The sequence below is a fragment of the Ochrobactrum sp. MYb379 genome, from assembly GCF_037479515.1.
Classification (GTDB): Bacteria; Pseudomonadota; Alphaproteobacteria; order Rhizobiales; family Rhizobiaceae; genus Brucella.
In genome coordinates, this window is record NZ_JBBGYW010000004.1 from 445,961 (window position 1) to 462,259 (window position 16,299).

Here is a 16,299-nt window from a genome sequence, read left to right on the forward strand (position 1 = left end):
TTAACGCCTCAAACAATAACGTTAACGGCAGATTTATTCTGTTTCACAGACTTGTATCAAGTTTCGGCGTCATGACCTCGAACATAGGCAGTGAGGCCGCACCAAGTGCCGCAGTAAATTGGCCTGTTTGCCCGCGAAGTACACGGGGTATGGTTCGTGCACTTCTGTTCGCAACGGATATAGGCAGTTCACCCATCTGCGAGATAAGCGCATCAATAACAGGATCTGGCAGCATTCCTCCGAGAATCACGGTCTCGGGGTCCAGTATATTTTCAATAATTGCAATCATTTGAGCGAGATGTTTGGCAGCATCGCTTAACCATTCAAGGATCAATGGATTTTTTTTGCGTAGCAGTTCTTCGAGCGTTTCAGAACTGACATCAATCAGTCCGGCCTTCGCCAAAGTTTCTTTTAGAGCATGTGCTGACGAGTAGGTTTCGAGGCATCCATGCTGGCCGCAGGAACACAGCCTTCCATCCGGCACAATGGAAATATGCCCTATTTCACCAGCATTACCAAAAGCGCCCCGAAAAGGTGCGCCGTCCTGTATCATGCCAAGGCCGATACCAGCTCCAAAATAGATCATTGCGAAGTTTGAAATTGCTCGACCCGCACCAAAAAGCCGCTCACCCACTGCCGCAGCATTTGCATCATTTTCAACGAGAACAGGTTCATCAAACGCTGAACTTAAAACTGCCGCAGCATCGATGCCTGCCCAGCCGGGTAGCGTCGTAGGGCCGACTGACGTCATACCTTCGATGCCAAAAGGGCCAGGCATCACGACCCCTATACCAAGAAGCCGTGCATCAAATTCGGATTTGATCTTGTCGATTTCGATTCGGAGTTGTGAACAAAGTGCAGTTGGTCGCGTGTCGCGTACCAATTGTATCTGCTGCTTGCGCGGGACACCAGAGAGATCAAGGACTGTCGTCACGATATGAGATGAACCCATTTCGATTCCGATTGTGATTGCCCCGGAAGGATTGACGGCAAACTGGATTGGCGGTTGGCCGCGACCAGTCTTTAATCTGCCAAGCTGCATCAGAAGATTTTCTGCGACCAGTTCATCAACAATATTGGCGATAGCCTGAGCTGTCAGATGCGTCAAACGAGCGATGTGCATGCGTCCGACGGGACCATGACGGCGTACAACATCCAACACAACGCGACGGTTATGGTCCCGGATTCGTTCAGGATTTTTCCCCAAAGTGATGGGGTGCGTGTCGGGATGCGCTATGGTTGGTGAGTCCGCCGCTTTCGATTTCATGCCGCCTCCGAATTGCCTTGGATCTAGATAACCCGCACGACTTTTAACAGCAATATATTAATTCAACTAAATTATCTTATTGACAAATGGGTTGCAAAATAGAAGCCTAAGCGAGGGCAAAAATTGTCTTGTCGGTACTTGAAAGGCTTTTGCCGAACATGCCGGCGGTGAGGATGCGTCACGAAAAGTGAAGCAATGGTGGAACCGGCAGGTCGATGACCTGCCCATACCTTGTTCGGGCACCAGAGGGTCTGAACAACGGGGAGGTCGAAAGCAAATGGGTAAATTGCTACTTGCTGGTCTTGTGGCCAGTCTGAGTTCAATCGCGATCAATGCGGCACAGGCAGTTGAAATCGAATATTGGCAATATGTCTTTGAATCACGTGTTAAGACGATGGACACGCTGATCGAAAATTTTGAAAAAGCCAATCCTGATATCAAAGTCAAACAGGTTACATTCCCTTATGACGATTATCAGACCCGCGTGATCGCGGCGAAAATGGCTGGTAAAAGCCCGGACGTTATGCAGCTTTTCTACGGTTGGCTGGATAAATTTGCAGCTGGTGGCATTTTGCAGCCATTGCCACAGGATGCATTCCCGCACGACAAGATCGAGAGCGAATTTTTCCCGATTGTTGGTGCGATGAAGCGTGATGGTGAATATTACGGTTTACCGACAGCTGTGCGCTCACTGGCGCTGTTCTACAACAAGAAGCTGTTCGAAGAAGCTGGTCTTGATCCAAGCAGTCCGCCGAAAAGTCTTGAAGAATTGCTTGAGTATGCGCAGAAAACCACCAAGCGCGACGCTTCTGGCAATCTGCTGAGCGAAGGTATCACGCTGGATATGCCTGGCCAGGATTTGCATTGGTATCGTGAAGTGCTGGTGCGTCAGTTCGGTGGTCAACCTTACAGCGATGATTACACCAAGGTCGCCTATAATGACGAAGCCGGTGAAAAGGCTTTGCAGTTCTACACTGACTTGCAGACCAAATATAAGGTCGGTGAAGTTAAGTTCATGGACGAAGGTCATGCTGCATTCCGCGCCGGTAAAGCCGCGATGACTGTTGACGGCACTTTCCGCCTTGCTGCTTTCAGAACCATTGAAGGTTTTGACTGGGGTGTGACCGAACTGCCAGCGAATGGTGATGGTGTTCGCTCAAACTATGCCAGCTATTTTGCCAATGGCATCAGTGCATCGACCAAGGGCGAAAAACTTGTCGCTGCTTCCAAGTTCCTGAATTACATTTCTTCTCCGGAAGCAATGGAAATCTGGCTTAAAGGCGTTGGCGAGTTGCCTGCACGCCGCTCGGCAGCGTTGACAGAGACCAATCTGGCAGATCCGATTTATGGGCCATTCCTCAAAGGTTTGGAATACGCGCATACAACGATGTTCAAGGATGAGCTGAAACAGCGCCAGATCATCGTTGATATGTCCAATCGCGTAATTCTGCAAAACCAGCCGGTTAAGGATTCCATCGCGGAAGCTGCCAAGGCAGAACAGGCACTTTTGGACGCCGCGAAGTAAAACTGATCGGGTAGGGCGGTTTGTGAAAGCCGCCCGCTCTGAACTTAATCAACGCAGGAATTGTTGACCAGTTTTATTCGGCTGTTTTGTTTTGAACCCTGACAGTCTGACTATTTCCTCACATGGCTACCATGCCTTGCAGCGGCGTCACTTCGCCGAAGGATTTTGACAATGACAATGACGGCTGAACCCGATCATACAGCGCGCAGACCGTTTGGTTCACGCCTGACAGATCGCCTGTCGATGAAAACCAGACGCTTGATGTGGGTGTGGAGCTTTTTGGCTCTGCCGATCCTGTTCTATAGTATTATCCGCTTTTATCCGACGATTGAAGCATTCTGGTTGTCTTTCACCGACTGGGATCTGATGAGTCCGCCCCAGTTTATCGGGATCGGCAATTATGAGAAACTATTTGCTGATCCGGAATTCTGGAAAGTGTTCAAAAACACTTTCATCTATCTGTTGGTTGGCACACCGATCAGCCTGCTTATCGCATTTGTCATTGCTTATTATCTGGATCGTGTCCGGATCATGCATGGCTTTATCCGTGCGCTGTATTTCCTGCCTTATCTGACAACTGCGGCAGCTATGGCATGGGTATGGCGATGGTTCTATCAACCGGCACCCATCGGGTTCATCAATAATATTCTGAGTTCAATGGGGCTGCCGCAACAAGGCTTTCTGCGATCAGTGGATCAGGGGCTCTATGCCATCATGGCAACCTCGATCTGGGCAGGCCTTGGTTTTCAGATCATCATTTTTATGGCGGGCTTACGCGCTGTACCAAATACATTCTATGAAGCCGCACGCATTGACGGCCTCGGTGAATGGGCGATCTTACGCAAGATCACTATTCCACTATTGAAACCGACCACTGTGTTTCTGGTAGTATTCTCTTCCATTGGTTTCCTGCGTATTTTCGATCAGGTCTATAACATGACCACCAATGATCCGGGCGGGCCGCTGGGGTCTACAAAACCGCTGGTGCTGATGATTTATCAGACAGCATTTTCCTCCTATGCAATGGGCTATGCGGCTGCGCAAACCATTATTCTCTTCATCATTCTGCTTTGCGTATCGCTGTTGCAGCTCTGGATTCTGAGGGAAAAGAAATGACCGCGACTGCACAAACAAAATCACTGCCGTTTCAGCATTTGAAGCCCGGCCGCATTATCACATGGACATTGCTGTTTATCGGCGGTCTGATCATGATCACACCACTGGCATTCATGTTTTCAACTTCTTTGAAAACCGCCAGTCAGGTCTATGATCTGCGTCTTATACCGGCGGCACCGACTTTACAGAATTATATCACAATTCTTGCTGACGGACGCTTTCTGCGTTGGTTCATGAATTCGATGATTGTTGCTGTTGTGGTGACCTTATCGAACGTGTTTTTCGACAGTCTTGTCGGCTACACACTCGCCAAGTTCCAGTTTCGTGGTCGTTATTTCATCTTCATCGCGATCCTATCAACATTGATGATCCCAACGGAAATGCTGGTTATTCCGTGGTATCTGATGTCGAGCAAACTGGGCTGGCTCGACAGCTATTGGGGCATCATGTTCCCGGGTATGATGACCGCTTTTGGTACCTTCCTCATGAAGCAATTCTTTGAAGGCGTACCGAATGACTTCCTTGAAGCCGCACGTGTTGACGGGCTCAACGAGTTCCAGATCTGGTGGAAAATTGCCATGCCATTGGTAACACCGGCCTTGTCAGCTCTGGCGATCTTTACCTTCCTCGGTAACTGGACGGCGTTTTTCTGGCCACTGATCGTTTCAACCAGTCCGGAGCTTTATACGCTGCCGGTGGGGCTATCGAGCTTCGCGGTCGAGCAATCGATCCAGTGGGAAATGATCATGACCGGCGCAGCTATTGCCACATTGCCTACACTCGTCGTTTTCATGCTGCTTCAGCGCTACATCGTACGCGGTGTCATGCTGGCAGGTCTGAAAGGTTGAACCATGTCTGAACTCGACCCAAAACTGTCCGACAACAGTATATTTCCAAATCCGGTTTACAAAGAAACTGTTCTGCGTCCGCTGTTTGATGGTGCCAAGACACATCACGTCGATGGTTTCCGCCGTATTGACCGCGCTCATTTGGTGATGCTTGTTGAAACCGGCATCCTTGATCGCGAACAGGCAGCACAGATTGCCGTTGCATTGCAAGCGATTGATCGTGAGATCAATCCGGCTGAGTTGTCTTATACCGGTGAGGTTGAAGACTTTTTCTTCCTCATCGAGAAGGAACTCAAAGCCCGTATCGGTGCTGATGTTGCCGGGCGGCTGCACACTGCACGTTCGCGCAATGATATTGACCACACGCTGTTCAAACTCGGTTTGAAAAAGCACATTGATATGCTGCTGGAAAAATCACGTCACTTGCTTGATGTGCTGATTGCAGCGGCTGATCGCGAACAGGCGACGTTGATTGTGGCCTATACCCATGGCCAGCCAGCACAGCCAACGACATTCGGCCATTATCTGGCAGCAGCAACAGAAGTGCTGATCCGCGATATTGAGCGGATTGAAGCTGCGCGTGCAATTGTCAACCAGTCACCAATGGGGGCGGCAGCCATCACCACCTCAGGTTTTCCGATTGATCGCCAACGGGTCGCGGAACTGTTGGGTTTTGCTGCCCCTTTACACAATTCTTACAGCTGCATTGCCGCGGTGGATTATGTCACCTCGACCTATTCGGCGCTGGAGTTGATGTTCATTCATCTCGGGCGCCTCATTCAGGACTTCCAGTTCTGGACGAGTTTTGAAGTCGGCCAGATTTATGTGCCGAATGCATTTGTGCAGATTTCTTCAATCATGCCACAAAAGCGCAATCCGGTACCGATTGAGCATATGCGCCACTTGTCGAGCCAGACCATGGGGCGTGCCCGTACGGTGCTGGATGTGATGCATAATACGCCTTTCACCGACATGAATGACAGTGAAGGCGAAACTCAGCAAATGGGCTATGAGGCTTTTGCTTCTGCCGGTCGTGTGCTCGATCTGCTGGCAGCGTTCATTGACGCTATCCGCATTGATCCATTGCGCGTTGCGGAAAATATCCGCCGCTCGTGCATTACCATCACTGAACTGGCGGATTCACTGGTGCGGATTGAAGGCCTGTCTTTCCGGCAAGCGCATGAGATTGCGGCCAAAGTTGCCCGCGCGGTGGTCGCTCAAGGTGGCGGGTTGGAAAAAGATGGCTTTACGCCGTTCCTGACAGCCTTCCATGAGGCTACAGGACGCGATCCATCTTTCGATCAGGTCAAATTTGAAGAACTGGTTTCGCCGCAGCATTTTGTTGCCGTGCGCGACCGTTTGGGCGGTCCGTCATCAAAGCCAATGGGTGAAGCTCTGGCGCATTACCGTGCTGTTGCGCAGGGCTTTACTGACCAAGCCTCAAAACATGCAGCGGTCGAGGCAAAATCTGATCGCGAACTTAATGAAATATTCAGCGCACTTGCGGAGACACGTTAATGGCAACCATTGAACTTGAAAAACTTGTCAAACGTTACGGCAAAGTCGAAGCAGTCCGCGCAATTGATCTGCAAATTGCAGATGGTGAATTTGTCGTATTCGTCGGCCCTTCTGGCTGCGGTAAATCGACAACTTTGCGCATGATTGCCGGTTTGGAAGATATTTCCGGTGGCACGCTGAAAATTGGTGGCGAAGTCGTCAATGAGCGTGACCCAAAGCAGCGTAATATTGCGATGGTTTTCCAGAACTACGCGATTTACCCACATATGAGCGTGCGCCAGAATATTGGTTTTGGTCTTTATACGTCCAAGCTTTCGAAGGCTGAAAAAGCCAGGCGTATCGAAGAGGTCGGAGCATCTTTGGGGCTGACACCTTATCTTGATCGTCGCCCCGCGGCACTTTCCGGTGGTCAGCGTCAGCGCGTAGCTATTGGTCGAGCGATGGTACGTAAGCCCTCTGCATTTTTGTTTGACGAGCCATTGTCCAACCTTGATGCGCAGTTGCGCGCTCAGATGCGTATTGAAATCAAGCGTCTGCATCAGAGTCTCAAGACAACGACGGTTTACGTGACCCATGATCAGGTAGAGGCCATGACTATGGCTGACCGTATTGTTGTCATGCGTGATGGTAATATTCTGCAAACTGGCACACCGACCGAGCTGTACGAAAATCCTGTGGATGTTTTCACAGCACGTTTTATCGGTAGTCCGTCGATGAATCTGCTGAAAGGTCGCCGCAAGGGTGATGCGGTCGAGTTTGCAGCGGATGGCGATATATTGATCGGTATTCGTCCGCATGAGCTGACTGTCGGTGAAACCGGCACTGAAGGTGGTGTGTCGTTGCAGGGTGTAGTGACTGCGGTGGAGCCACTTGGCGCGGAAACTCTCGTACATCTTGATGTGAATGGTGATGCCGTTATTGCAACGGCACCGGGCAAAACTGTGCCTGTTTCCGGCAGTACGCTGCAAGTCTTTGCGCCTGCTGGCAGTCTGTATCTGTTCGATGATAAAACAGAAAAGAGCCTCGGTCGCCTATAATGTCAAAGCAGTTTAAAACCCCCGCAGTCCTGAGTATAGGACGACTTTATTGCGATCTCATTTTCACGGGCCTTGAGGCATTGCCACAGCTGGGGCGTGAGGTATTCGCGCGTGATATGAAAATTGTAGCTGGCGGCGGTGCCTTCATTTCCGCCGCCCATTTCGCTCATATTGGCCGCTCGGTTGCGCTGGTCGCGCGACTTGGTACGGACAGTCTCTCGCAGGGTCTCACGACTGATTTGACTATCGATGGCCTTGATCTGCGTTTTCTCGAAACGTCTGAGAATGCGGGGCCGCAGCTTACGGTTGCTAGCGTTATAGGCAATGATAGGGCGTTTCTTTCGCGCAGAGCAGGGACAGCACATCCTTCCACACTCGAAGACGCTTTGGCCTGGAAAAATGCAACGCACTTGCACATTGCAGAATATGCAACACTGCACGAAATTCCTGATCTGATAGCAAAAGCAAAAGCCGCCGGTTTGACGATATCCCTTGATCCAAGCTGGGATGAAACACTTATCTACAGTGATAATTTCCTGAAAAACTGTGTTGGCGTGGATGTTTTTCTCCCAAATAGCGAAGAAGCAGAAGCAATCACCGGCGAGAGTGATCCGAGCAAAGCGCTCGATATCCTATCTGAACACTTTCCGCTGGTTGTCCTGAAGACGGGAGCCGAGGGCGCTTGGCTGCGTTTTGACAAAACCTCAGTTCATTTGCCAGCTGAAAAAGTTGACGTCGTTGATACCACAGGCGCCGGCGACGCTTTTAACGCCGGTTTTATTGATCTTTGGATCGAGGGACGTTGCGCTTTGGATTGTCTGGAGGCTGGCGTCAGACGTGGTAGTCTGGCTGTTCAGGCAGCAGGCGGTGCTTCGATTTTGCAGGGCTAAACCGCGAAAATTATTGGTCTAATGATGAGGTCTTCGATGACTACGATATCCTTTATGCGGCAAGAAACGATAGAAGCGGGATCTGTTGTTTCTCGCGTGTTGAACGAAGAAGCAGCTACAATAGCTGAGATCAAGCGCATTTATGATCAGCTCAAGCCACGCGTTATTACAACGGCTGCGCGGGGATCGTCGGATCATGCAGCTTCTTTTTTTAAGTATCTGTTCGAAATCAGCGTAGGCATACCTGTCGCGTCGATTGGCCCCTCAGTAACTTCTGTCTACAATAGTCGTTTGCAATTGCAGGATGGTTTGCATTTTACTGTTTCGCAATCGGGTGCGAGTCCTGACATTGTCGCGTTGCAGAAGGCGGCTAAAATGGGTGGAGCTGTTACCGTTGCAGTGGTCAATGTGATTGATAGTCCATTGGCAAGTCAGGCGGACATCGTTTTAAACCTGCACGCCGGTAAAGAGCAAAGCGTGGCAGCGACCAAATCCTGTATAGCCGGTGCCGTAGCGCTTGCTGCCATTACCGCAGAAATCAGCGGAGATGCTGCGCTGAAACAAGCATTGGTAAAACTCCCGGAAGCTCTGGAGAAGACAACGACTGCGGCAATTGATGGTGATCTCGTTTCCCGTCTCGCTGCCGTTGAAAGCATGTATATGGTTGGCCGTGGTACTGGCTTTGCGGTTGCACAAGAAGCCGCGCTCAAAGCCAAAGAAACCTGTGGGATTCATGCGGAAGCATTTTCGCTTGCAGAAGTAATGCACGGCCCAATCCGCCTGGTACACAGCGATTTTCCAGTGCTCGCATTCCTCAATCGAGATGAAGCCTACGATGCAGGTAAGCAAGCAATCGATCGTCTTATTGGAATGGGGGCAGACGTCATCACAATTGGCGATAATGCGGGCACAGAAAAGAGCATCAAGATCACGTCTACAGGCAACGGTTTGATCGACTCATTGGTTGGGCTCGGCGCCTATTATCGCCTGATCGAAGAAGTTGCACAAGCTCGGGGATTAAATCCGGATACGCCGATGAACCTTCGCAAAGTCACGGAAACTATATAAATTGGGTTTTTATATTTTCCGTTCGGTTACCCAGTGCAAATACTGCCAAATCAAGGCCGCCGGAGGGGTGTCCATCCAGCAGATCTAAAAATCGGTTTTAAATTGGAGGAATGACAATAAGGACCGGTATGCTTCATGCAGGTCCTTATTTTCTTTGTGTATTTATCCAATGGTCCGTTTTACAAAATTAAACTGTAACAAAATTTTTCTGATATTATATGTTGATACGGCAATTATAAGTCATTGGTTTGTATGTTATATTTGTGAAGATATCAGAATATATCTCCAGCGTATCTATGCCATTATTGCTGGTGGTTCGAGCGTGATTGATTTCAATCAAAGGCTTAATATTGTCATCTGTTAATATACATAAGGTAGCCTACTGACGGATGAGTTTTGCTGTTGGTAAAATGTTGAGCGCGATTGAAGCTAGGCTCTCTAGGAGCCGCAGTTGTTTTACATACGCAGCAGGATTATAAACTAACTGGGCGCTGCATATTTCAATCGTTTGGTCCCTACAGATTCTGTGGGAGCCTGAGCAGGCAAAGTGTGCAATGATGAAACAGCCGATCAATAATGTCGTCGAGACGACGTCGCTTCCCATTGAGGGAGCTAAGGCAACAATACTTGGTAATGACACGTCTCTTTTTGTTACGAAAGAGGTAGAAACGATCCGCAGTAGCCAAAGGCACGGCTGGCAGGAGCTATTTGCTGCGCATACACTCGAGCACCCTCATGAAAGTTCTCATCATTCGGTTCCTTTCTTTTGGTTGAGTATGGGTCTAAGCGATACGCAAGTGCATAGGAACATTTCAGGGCAAGAAGAGCTTGCGGTGCTACCTGCTTATTCTATCAGCATTGCAGAGCCACTCACTCCGGTTGATTGCGTTATCGGCAATGAAACAGAGGCCGTACATGTCTTTTTGAGGCCTGAGCTGTTGCACGAAGTCGCATATGAGCTGTTTGAAACTGGTCCCGATAGGCTTTCACTTTCGCCGGTATTTGGCGAAAAAAGCGCCAGCTTGAGCTGGCTTTTGCGCTCGATCAAGCAATCCCTGAACGAGCCTTCTCATCTTTCTCAACTTAAAATCGACTACATGTCTCGTGCGCTTTGTGCAGATTTGCTGGCCAAATATTCCGTCACATCAACGGTTGCAATCAGTTCTGAGCGGCTGAGTGGGCTGACCTCCAGGCAAATGCGCAGGGTTGATGAATATATTATCGAACACCTCGGTCACGATATACATATCAGTGAGCTCGCTTCTCTGTGTGCTATGGGGCGCACGACGTTCCATCAGCGTTTCAAAACGACAATGCATATGACGCCCTACCAATATGTTATGCGGTTACGCGTTAGCAAAGCTAAGGAAATGCTTGGCACTTCAAACTTGCCGCTTGCCGAGATTGGCTTCGCCTGTGGTTTTTCTGATCAGGCACACTTCGCGACGCTATTTAAACGTTTAGCTGGGTACACGCCCGCTTCGTTCAGACGTGCTGCGGCATAAGTTATTGCATATGTTACGTTTTTCGTAAGTCATGCAGATAACACACATTACATATTATTGTACTTTTTTAAAAACGTCTGAAGTTTTATGCAATTATTTTTGTTAATTTAATTATAAAAGTGCATGGAGTTTAAAGCAAATACCCACCTGATGGTAGCTTAATATGTGGAGCGAATATTAGACTTAATCTCTATTATGGAGATTAAGTCTAATTTTTGTTCTATTTATTTTAATAGAAATGGTTCGATTTCTAACTTTTTCTATAGAGTTATTTAGGGTGGACTTGGGTAAGGATTGTCTTCCATGTCGCCTCAGAAACACCAAAATCAATTCACTGCCATCGGCCGCCACCATTTGACTTGTATGCTCAGTGTTTCTGTAATCGTTCTCGCGGCGACGGCAACTCCAGTAATTGCACAACAGATCCGGGTTACTGCAGGTCAAGAGCGTATTATCGAGAATTCGGATGCGCATGCGCATACGACTTCCGCAAACGGTCAACTGGATGCACCGGCCGTCTGGGTTACAAATGGTACTTTGAACATAACTAATTCGGACATCGATCTTGTGAGTGAAGGTCGCGCTGCGGAAGCATTGCGCGTTGAAAGCTATCGCTCCTCTGCTCCGAGTACTGTCAGAATCGTCGGTGAAGAAGGTAAGGCAGCGCGCCTCGTTGCAACTGGTGCAGCTGGTAACGTCGTTAATATCTACGGTGATGGGTCGTCTGTCTATTTGGAAAATGTAGAGATTATCGGTAGCGGCACCGGTCGACGCGGTATTCTCACTATGGATGAGAGCCATTTGTCATTGATTGGCAGCAGTGTCGTGGCGGACGAAGTTGGTATTTCGATGCAGGGTAAATATGGATCGACTTCGGCATCGATATTTGTTGATGATACCAGGATCACAACCACAACGGGTGCCGGCATTTCAGCGATGAGTGGTACGCTCACCGCAAATAATTTTGATATCCGCACTGGCTGGAACGCTGCTACCAATGCGCCGACAACAAGTCGTGGTGCTTATGGCATTAATGCCAATACAAATAGCGATACAATTCTTTCCAACGGTCGTATTGAGACTTGGGGCGATTATAATAATGGGATTTTTGCTGCCAACAACACAAGCGATACGAGCAAGGTAAAGTTGCGTGCGGATGGGGTGGACATCGTCACTCATGGAACGAACGCCACTGGGATTGAAAATATAAATGTACGTTCAGTTATCAATGGCGGTAGCATTCTTACTTATGGCCTGGGTGGACATGGTGTCGCTGCTGGCAATGGTGGTGTGAACAGCTGGGCGCCTTCGCATGTCACGATTTCGGGCACTAAAATCACGACCGAAGGTGAAAGCGCCTATGGGTTGGTTGCAACAACGCGGTCGACAATAGATGCCAGTGGGTTGATTATAAAAACCAGCGGTGAAAGTGCCATAGGTGCGCGTAGTCATGGTACAGGGCGGATACTTCTGTCTGGTGGAACATCTATTACGACATCCGGCGGTTATGCGCATGGAGCTGCCGTCACATTTGGCTCACATATGGATATTTCTGATACGAGTATCGTTACCACTGGCGAGAATGCTGCTGGCATATATTTGCTTGGCTATAATACGCCGGAGAATGTCACTCCTGTCACAAAGCACATCAATAGCGTTGATCTGGCAAATTCAACTATTCATGTTGCACAAGGCCCTGCGCTACGCGTGGGTGGCGGAGGTAGCAGCACATTTAACCTCAAGAATACCAGCGTTAACGGTAAAGGTCATAATGCACTTTTGTTCTCCAGCGCGGATTATATCTATAATGATGGCACCAACATCATTCCGATGCCAGTTGGAACAGCAAGTGTGAATGCGGAAGGTTCCCTGCTTGAAGGTGATATTCTTGTTGCCAGTGGGGCAGTCAATTTTGATCTTCGTGATGGAAGTTTATTGTCAGGGGCTGCGCGTGAAAGCGATACTGGCACTATGCTCGACAAACTGTCGATAGACAACACAAGTGCCTGGGAAATTACCGGTTCATCCATCATTAACACGCTGGACAGCGCCGGTACAATTTCATTTGCTTCACCCAATGAGGATGGTTTTAAGACGCTGACGGTGAAAGGCGATTTCACGTCTGACGATAGCCTCTTTGTCCTCAATAGCAAACTCGGAGATGACGGTTCTAAGACGGATCGTCTGATTTTTGAGGGGGCTGTTGACGGCATCAGCCGGGTGAGCGTTAATAATGCCGGCGGTCTTGGTGCACTAACAACAGGCAATGGGATTATGCTTGTCGATGCCAGTCAGGCAAGCAGTGGGGCCTTTGTGCAACAGGGGCGTATTTCAGCGGGCGCGTATGACTATACGCTTTACGCTGGGGATTACTCTGGTACGTTTGATGGACAATGGTATTTGCGCTCCACATATAACCCGACCCCAGAGCCAGAGCCAGACCCTGACCCAAAGCCCAACCCGGATCCAGATCCAAAACCAGAGCCTAAGCCCGATCCAGAGCTTCCGGACTATCGCTCGGAAGTGCCGCTGAGTATGGTCGCTCCTGTTCTTGCTTCCCGGTTTGGTTTAGCTATGCTCGGTACATATCACGATAGGCGGGATACAATTGATCTGAATGCATCAGCCTTCTGGTTCCGCGCGTTCGGAGAACATGGAAATGCTGGCACTGCGTCTGGTGACGCTGAGCAACACCTCGCGGACTTTTATCGTGATGGTGCTTCCTATAGTTACACATTAGGAGGCTTCCAGGCGGGTGGAGATTTGTATCGGGGTGAGCGCGCGAATGGTTCGCTTGATTTTCTGGGATTGTTCGTAGGTGTTGGTCGTGCTGAGGCCGACGTTGACCGCGTCTATGGCGGTAAAGCCGGTGACCTGTCGATGAATGGTTATAGCTTCGGCGGTTATTGGACCCATCTTGATCATACTGGCTGGTACACTGACGCTGTCGTTCAGGGAACACGTTACGATCAGGTGCATAGCAGTTCGGTGGACAACGTTGGTATGCAAACAGCAGGATGGGGTTTTATCTCCTCTCTCGAAGGCGGATATCGTTATGCACTCAATGATGGGTGGACTGTTGAGCCTCAGGCTCAGCTTATCTACCAACATGTTTCGCTGGATGATACATCAGATCAGTTTGGCCAGATTGCCTTTCCCAGCAACGACATTGTTTATGGTCGCATTGGCGCAAAAGTTTCTCGCGATTGGAAAGCTGAAGATGGCCGACGTTATTCAGCATGGGCGCGTGTCAATGTCTGGCATACTATGGGTGATAAAGCAAAAACGAGTTTTTCTAATCTTGAAGGCAACAATCGCGTGACACTAGGCAGTGACCTTGATGCAACCAGAGGGCAACTCGGTTTTGGGTTTTCCGGCCAGTTGACTGAACAGGTTTCTCTGTTTGCCAGTGGTGATTATAGCCGCAACCTTGGCCATAATGGTATCAAAAATGACAGCATCTCTGGTCGGGTTGGCTTCAAGATGAAGTGGTAAACCGCCATTCCTGCATCCGGCAGCGCCCCCCGTCAGGGATGCAGGGGTCGTCTCCTTCGCGGACAACGCGAAGGAGACGTATATTATTTAACTCGTGAATAGATCACGGCATATATCGATCTTAAGTCAAAGAACTAAATTCGACCGGCTTCGACGATGCGCTGAAGGAATGCAGCTGTACGCTCTCCGCTTGGGTTTCCAAAAATCTGCTCTGGAGTACCTTCCTCGTAAACTCTGCCTTCAGCGAGAAAGCATATTTTGCTGGATACTTCGCGCGCAAACCCCATCTCATGAGTAGCAAGTAACATCGTCATACCATCTTCGGCAAGATCGCGGACTATGTTGAGAACCTCAGAAACCAGTTCAGGATCGAGGGCTGATGTGATTTCGTCCAACAGTAAGATCATCGGGCTCATTGCAAGCGCACGAATGATTGCAACTCGTTGCTGTTGCCCGCCAGACAAACGGTCAGGGTAAGCATTTGCTTTATGTGCCAGCCCAATACGTTCAAGCAAGGGCAGGGCAATTGCGGTCGCATCTGCTTTGCTTTGGCCCAATACTTTGCAAGGAGCCAGAATGATGTTCTCCAACACAGTCATATGCGGAAACAGATTGTAGCTTTGAAAAACGATACCAACATCACGACGCAGGGCATTCACATCGACCCCGGGCCCTGTGATGCGGTCATCATGAATTCGAATTTCGCCATTGTCGATGGTTTCAAGACCATTCATGCAGCGTAACAGTGTTGATTTTCCGCAGCCAGAAGCTCCAATCAAGCAAACGACCTGATGCTCTTCAACCTCAAGATTAAGCCCATCGAAAACTCTGAAATCGCCATAGCTTTTTGAAATATTCTTTACTTCTATGATAGCCATTGCAAATAACCTTATGCCGCACGCGTCCGACGCTGATCTCGCTCTAAAATCCGATCAACAAAACGCGCTTGCGGAATCGTGATCAGGATGAAGATGAAAGCGACGACAGAAACCGGTGAGAGATTGAAGTGATTGCTGGAGAGGATTTTGGCCTGATTAAAGGCGTCGACCGATCCAATGATATTGACCAGTGCTGTATCCTTCTGCAAGCCAATGAAATCGTTTAGCAAAGGTGGTACGATCCGTCGGACCGCCTGAGGAATGATGACATAACGCATGGTTTGGATATAAGAGAGGCCGAGCGATCTTGCTGCTGCAACCTGACTCCAGTGAATGCCTTCAATGCCCGAGCGATAAACCTCGGCCACATATGCGCCAAATGTTAAAGTCAGTGCGATGATTGCGTAAGTCTCAACCGACAGTCCGCTGAGTATCGGTAGGCCACTCAAAGGTAACCCAAACCCCACCAGATATATGGTGATGATAGCGGGCATCCCCCGGAAGATATCTGTATAGAGTATGGCGAGTCCTCTGATAGGTGCGCCAGTTTTGCCCGGAACAAGTCGGGCGATTGCAACGATAAGTCCCCAAACCAGAACGCAAACTTCGGCAATCAGGAAGATATAAATGTTGACCCAGAAGGCCTTGAGTATCAGAGGGAATGACTGCCAAATGAGCGAAGGCGAGAGGAAGGTTTTGCTGACCGCAAGATCATTGGCCAGCAAAAACTGGGTGAATGCGACAATGACGGCTGCGAATACGGAAAACCCAATTGTATATTGGGCGTAATCCAGCGCCTTGGCGGTTGCAACGCGTGCCTCTATGAGTTGATCTGCCTCAAGCGCTCTTCTCACTTCCTGTGTTTTCAGAATAGTGTGCACAGCTGGCCAGCAAAGCGCTAATATGCAGATGATTGCTATGCCTGGTATAGCGCTGGCTAAAAGTGGCTGCACATCAAGTGTTACAGATTTGTGATAGGCTTCGCGGGCTGTAACCCACATACCAATTGAAACCAGAAAGAAACATATGACAGCAGAGGCTGTCCACCCACGCACATCTTTTGGCGCAGCACCTGCGCCAAAAGAACGTTTGCTATTTTGAGATTGTAGGGTCGGTTTACCCGAAGAAATCGAAGTCATACCATTCCTCCAA

At 49.2% G+C, this 16,299-nt stretch carries 12 protein-coding genes; 9 read left to right on the forward strand and 3 right to left on the reverse strand.

The features are described 5' to 3' along the window. Window positions 1-43 precede the first annotated feature (43 nt). Complete coding sequence (locus WH356_RS12015; RefSeq protein ID WP_339511035.1) at window positions 44-1,267, reverse strand: ROK family protein; 1,224 nt, start codon at window positions 1,265-1,267, stop codon at window positions 44-46. A 277-nt stretch (window positions 1,268-1,544) separates the two neighbouring features. On the opposite strand from WH356_RS12015, the gene WH356_RS12020 reads away from it, so the two are divergent. The 9 genes from WH356_RS12020 (at window position 1,545) to WH356_RS12060 (ending at window position 14,269) form a co-directional block, all read left to right on the forward strand. After that, on the forward strand, window positions 1,545-2,792 hold the full coding sequence (locus WH356_RS12020) for an extracellular solute-binding protein (protein WP_339511037.1): 1,248 nt from the start codon (window positions 1,545-1,547) through the stop codon (window positions 2,790-2,792). Between the two features lie 171 nt (window positions 2,793-2,963). After that, a complete protein-coding gene (locus tag WH356_RS12025; protein ID WP_445253662.1) occupies window positions 2,964-3,908 on the forward strand; it encodes a carbohydrate ABC transporter permease in 945 nt (314 codons plus the stop codon). Further along, on the forward strand, window positions 3,905-4,756 hold the full coding sequence (locus WH356_RS12030; protein ID WP_339511039.1) for a carbohydrate ABC transporter permease: 852 nt from the start codon (window positions 3,905-3,907) through the stop codon (window positions 4,754-4,756). The genes WH356_RS12025 and WH356_RS12030 overlap by 4 nt, the downstream gene beginning before the upstream one ends. Before the next feature lie 3 nt (window positions 4,757-4,759). After that, a complete protein-coding gene (gene argH, locus WH356_RS12035; RefSeq protein WP_339511041.1) occupies window positions 4,760-6,274 on the forward strand; it encodes an argininosuccinate lyase in 1,515 nt (504 codons plus the stop codon). Continuing rightward, window positions 6,274-7,311: an ABC transporter ATP-binding protein gene (locus tag WH356_RS12040; RefSeq protein ID WP_339511043.1), complete on the forward strand. Its 1,038-nt coding sequence runs from the start codon at window positions 6,274-6,276 to the stop codon at window positions 7,309-7,311. The genes argH and WH356_RS12040 overlap by 1 nt, the downstream gene beginning before the upstream one ends. Next, window positions 7,311-8,201 carry a carbohydrate kinase family protein gene (locus WH356_RS12045; protein ID WP_339511045.1) on the forward strand — a complete coding sequence of 297 codons (891 nt, stop codon included), beginning with the start codon at window positions 7,311-7,313 and terminating at the stop codon, window positions 8,199-8,201. The genes WH356_RS12040 and WH356_RS12045 overlap by 1 nt, the downstream gene beginning before the upstream one ends. Window positions 8,202-8,237: 36 nt before the next feature. Then, a complete protein-coding gene (locus tag WH356_RS12050; protein ID WP_339511047.1) occupies window positions 8,238-9,269 on the forward strand; it encodes an SIS domain-containing protein in 1,032 nt (343 codons plus the stop codon). A gap of 554 nt (window positions 9,270-9,823) precedes the next feature. Further along, window positions 9,824-10,774, forward strand: coding sequence for an AraC family transcriptional regulator (locus tag WH356_RS12055; protein ID WP_339511049.1), 951 nt, complete (start codon window positions 9,824-9,826; stop codon window positions 10,772-10,774). A gap of 303 nt (window positions 10,775-11,077) precedes the next feature. Continuing rightward, window positions 11,078-14,269 (forward strand): autotransporter family protein, encoded by a 3,192-nt coding sequence (locus WH356_RS12060; protein WP_339511051.1) that lies wholly within the window; start codon window positions 11,078-11,080, stop codon window positions 14,267-14,269. Window positions 14,270-14,403: 134 nt separating this feature from the next. Here WH356_RS12060 and WH356_RS12065 read toward each other — a convergent pair whose 3' ends face one another. Together WH356_RS12065 and WH356_RS12070 are read right to left on the reverse strand one after the other, a co-directional pair. Then, on the reverse strand, window positions 14,404-15,147 hold the full coding sequence (locus tag WH356_RS12065; protein WP_339511053.1) for an amino acid ABC transporter ATP-binding protein: 744 nt from the start codon (window positions 15,145-15,147) through the stop codon (window positions 14,404-14,406). Window positions 15,148-15,158: 11 nt separating this feature from the next. After that, the gene (locus tag WH356_RS12070) at window positions 15,159-16,286 is read right to left on the reverse strand and encodes an amino acid ABC transporter permease (RefSeq protein ID WP_339511055.1); all 1,128 of its coding nucleotides are present in this window, start codon (window positions 16,284-16,286) and stop codon (window positions 15,159-15,161) included. Window positions 16,287-16,299: the final 13 nt, after the last annotated feature.

Excerpts from the sequence above, each read along its gene's own strand:
- WH356_RS12015 (WP_339511035.1), bottom strand. The coding sequence starts at position 1,267 with ATGAAATCGAAAGCGGCGGACTCACCAACCATAGCGCATCCCGACACG.
- WH356_RS12020 (WP_339511037.1), top strand. The coding sequence starts at position 1,545 with ATGGGTAAATTGCTACTTGCTGGTCTTGTGGCCAGTCTGAGTTCAATC.
- WH356_RS12025 (WP_445253662.1), top strand. The coding sequence starts at position 2,964 with ATGACAATGACGGCTGAACCCGATCATACAGCGCGCAGACCGTTTGGT.
- WH356_RS12030 (WP_339511039.1), top strand. The coding sequence starts at position 3,905 with ATGACCGCGACTGCACAAACAAAATCACTGCCGTTTCAGCATTTGAAG.
- argH (WP_339511041.1), top strand. The coding sequence starts at position 4,760 with ATGTCTGAACTCGACCCAAAACTGTCCGACAACAGTATATTTCCAAAT.
- WH356_RS12040 (WP_339511043.1), top strand. The coding sequence starts at position 6,274 with ATGGCAACCATTGAACTTGAAAAACTTGTCAAACGTTACGGCAAAGTC.
- WH356_RS12045 (WP_339511045.1), top strand. The coding sequence starts at position 7,311 with ATGTCAAAGCAGTTTAAAACCCCCGCAGTCCTGAGTATAGGACGACTT.
- WH356_RS12050 (WP_339511047.1), top strand. The coding sequence starts at position 8,238 with ATGACTACGATATCCTTTATGCGGCAAGAAACGATAGAAGCGGGATCT.
- WH356_RS12055 (WP_339511049.1), top strand. The coding sequence starts at position 9,824 with ATGATGAAACAGCCGATCAATAATGTCGTCGAGACGACGTCGCTTCCC.
- WH356_RS12060 (WP_339511051.1), top strand. The coding sequence starts at position 11,078 with ATGTCGCCTCAGAAACACCAAAATCAATTCACTGCCATCGGCCGCCAC.
- WH356_RS12065 (WP_339511053.1), bottom strand. The coding sequence starts at position 15,147 with ATGGCTATCATAGAAGTAAAGAATATTTCAAAAAGCTATGGCGATTTC.
- WH356_RS12070 (WP_339511055.1), bottom strand. The coding sequence starts at position 16,286 with ATGACTTCGATTTCTTCGGGTAAACCGACCCTACAATCTCAAAATAGC.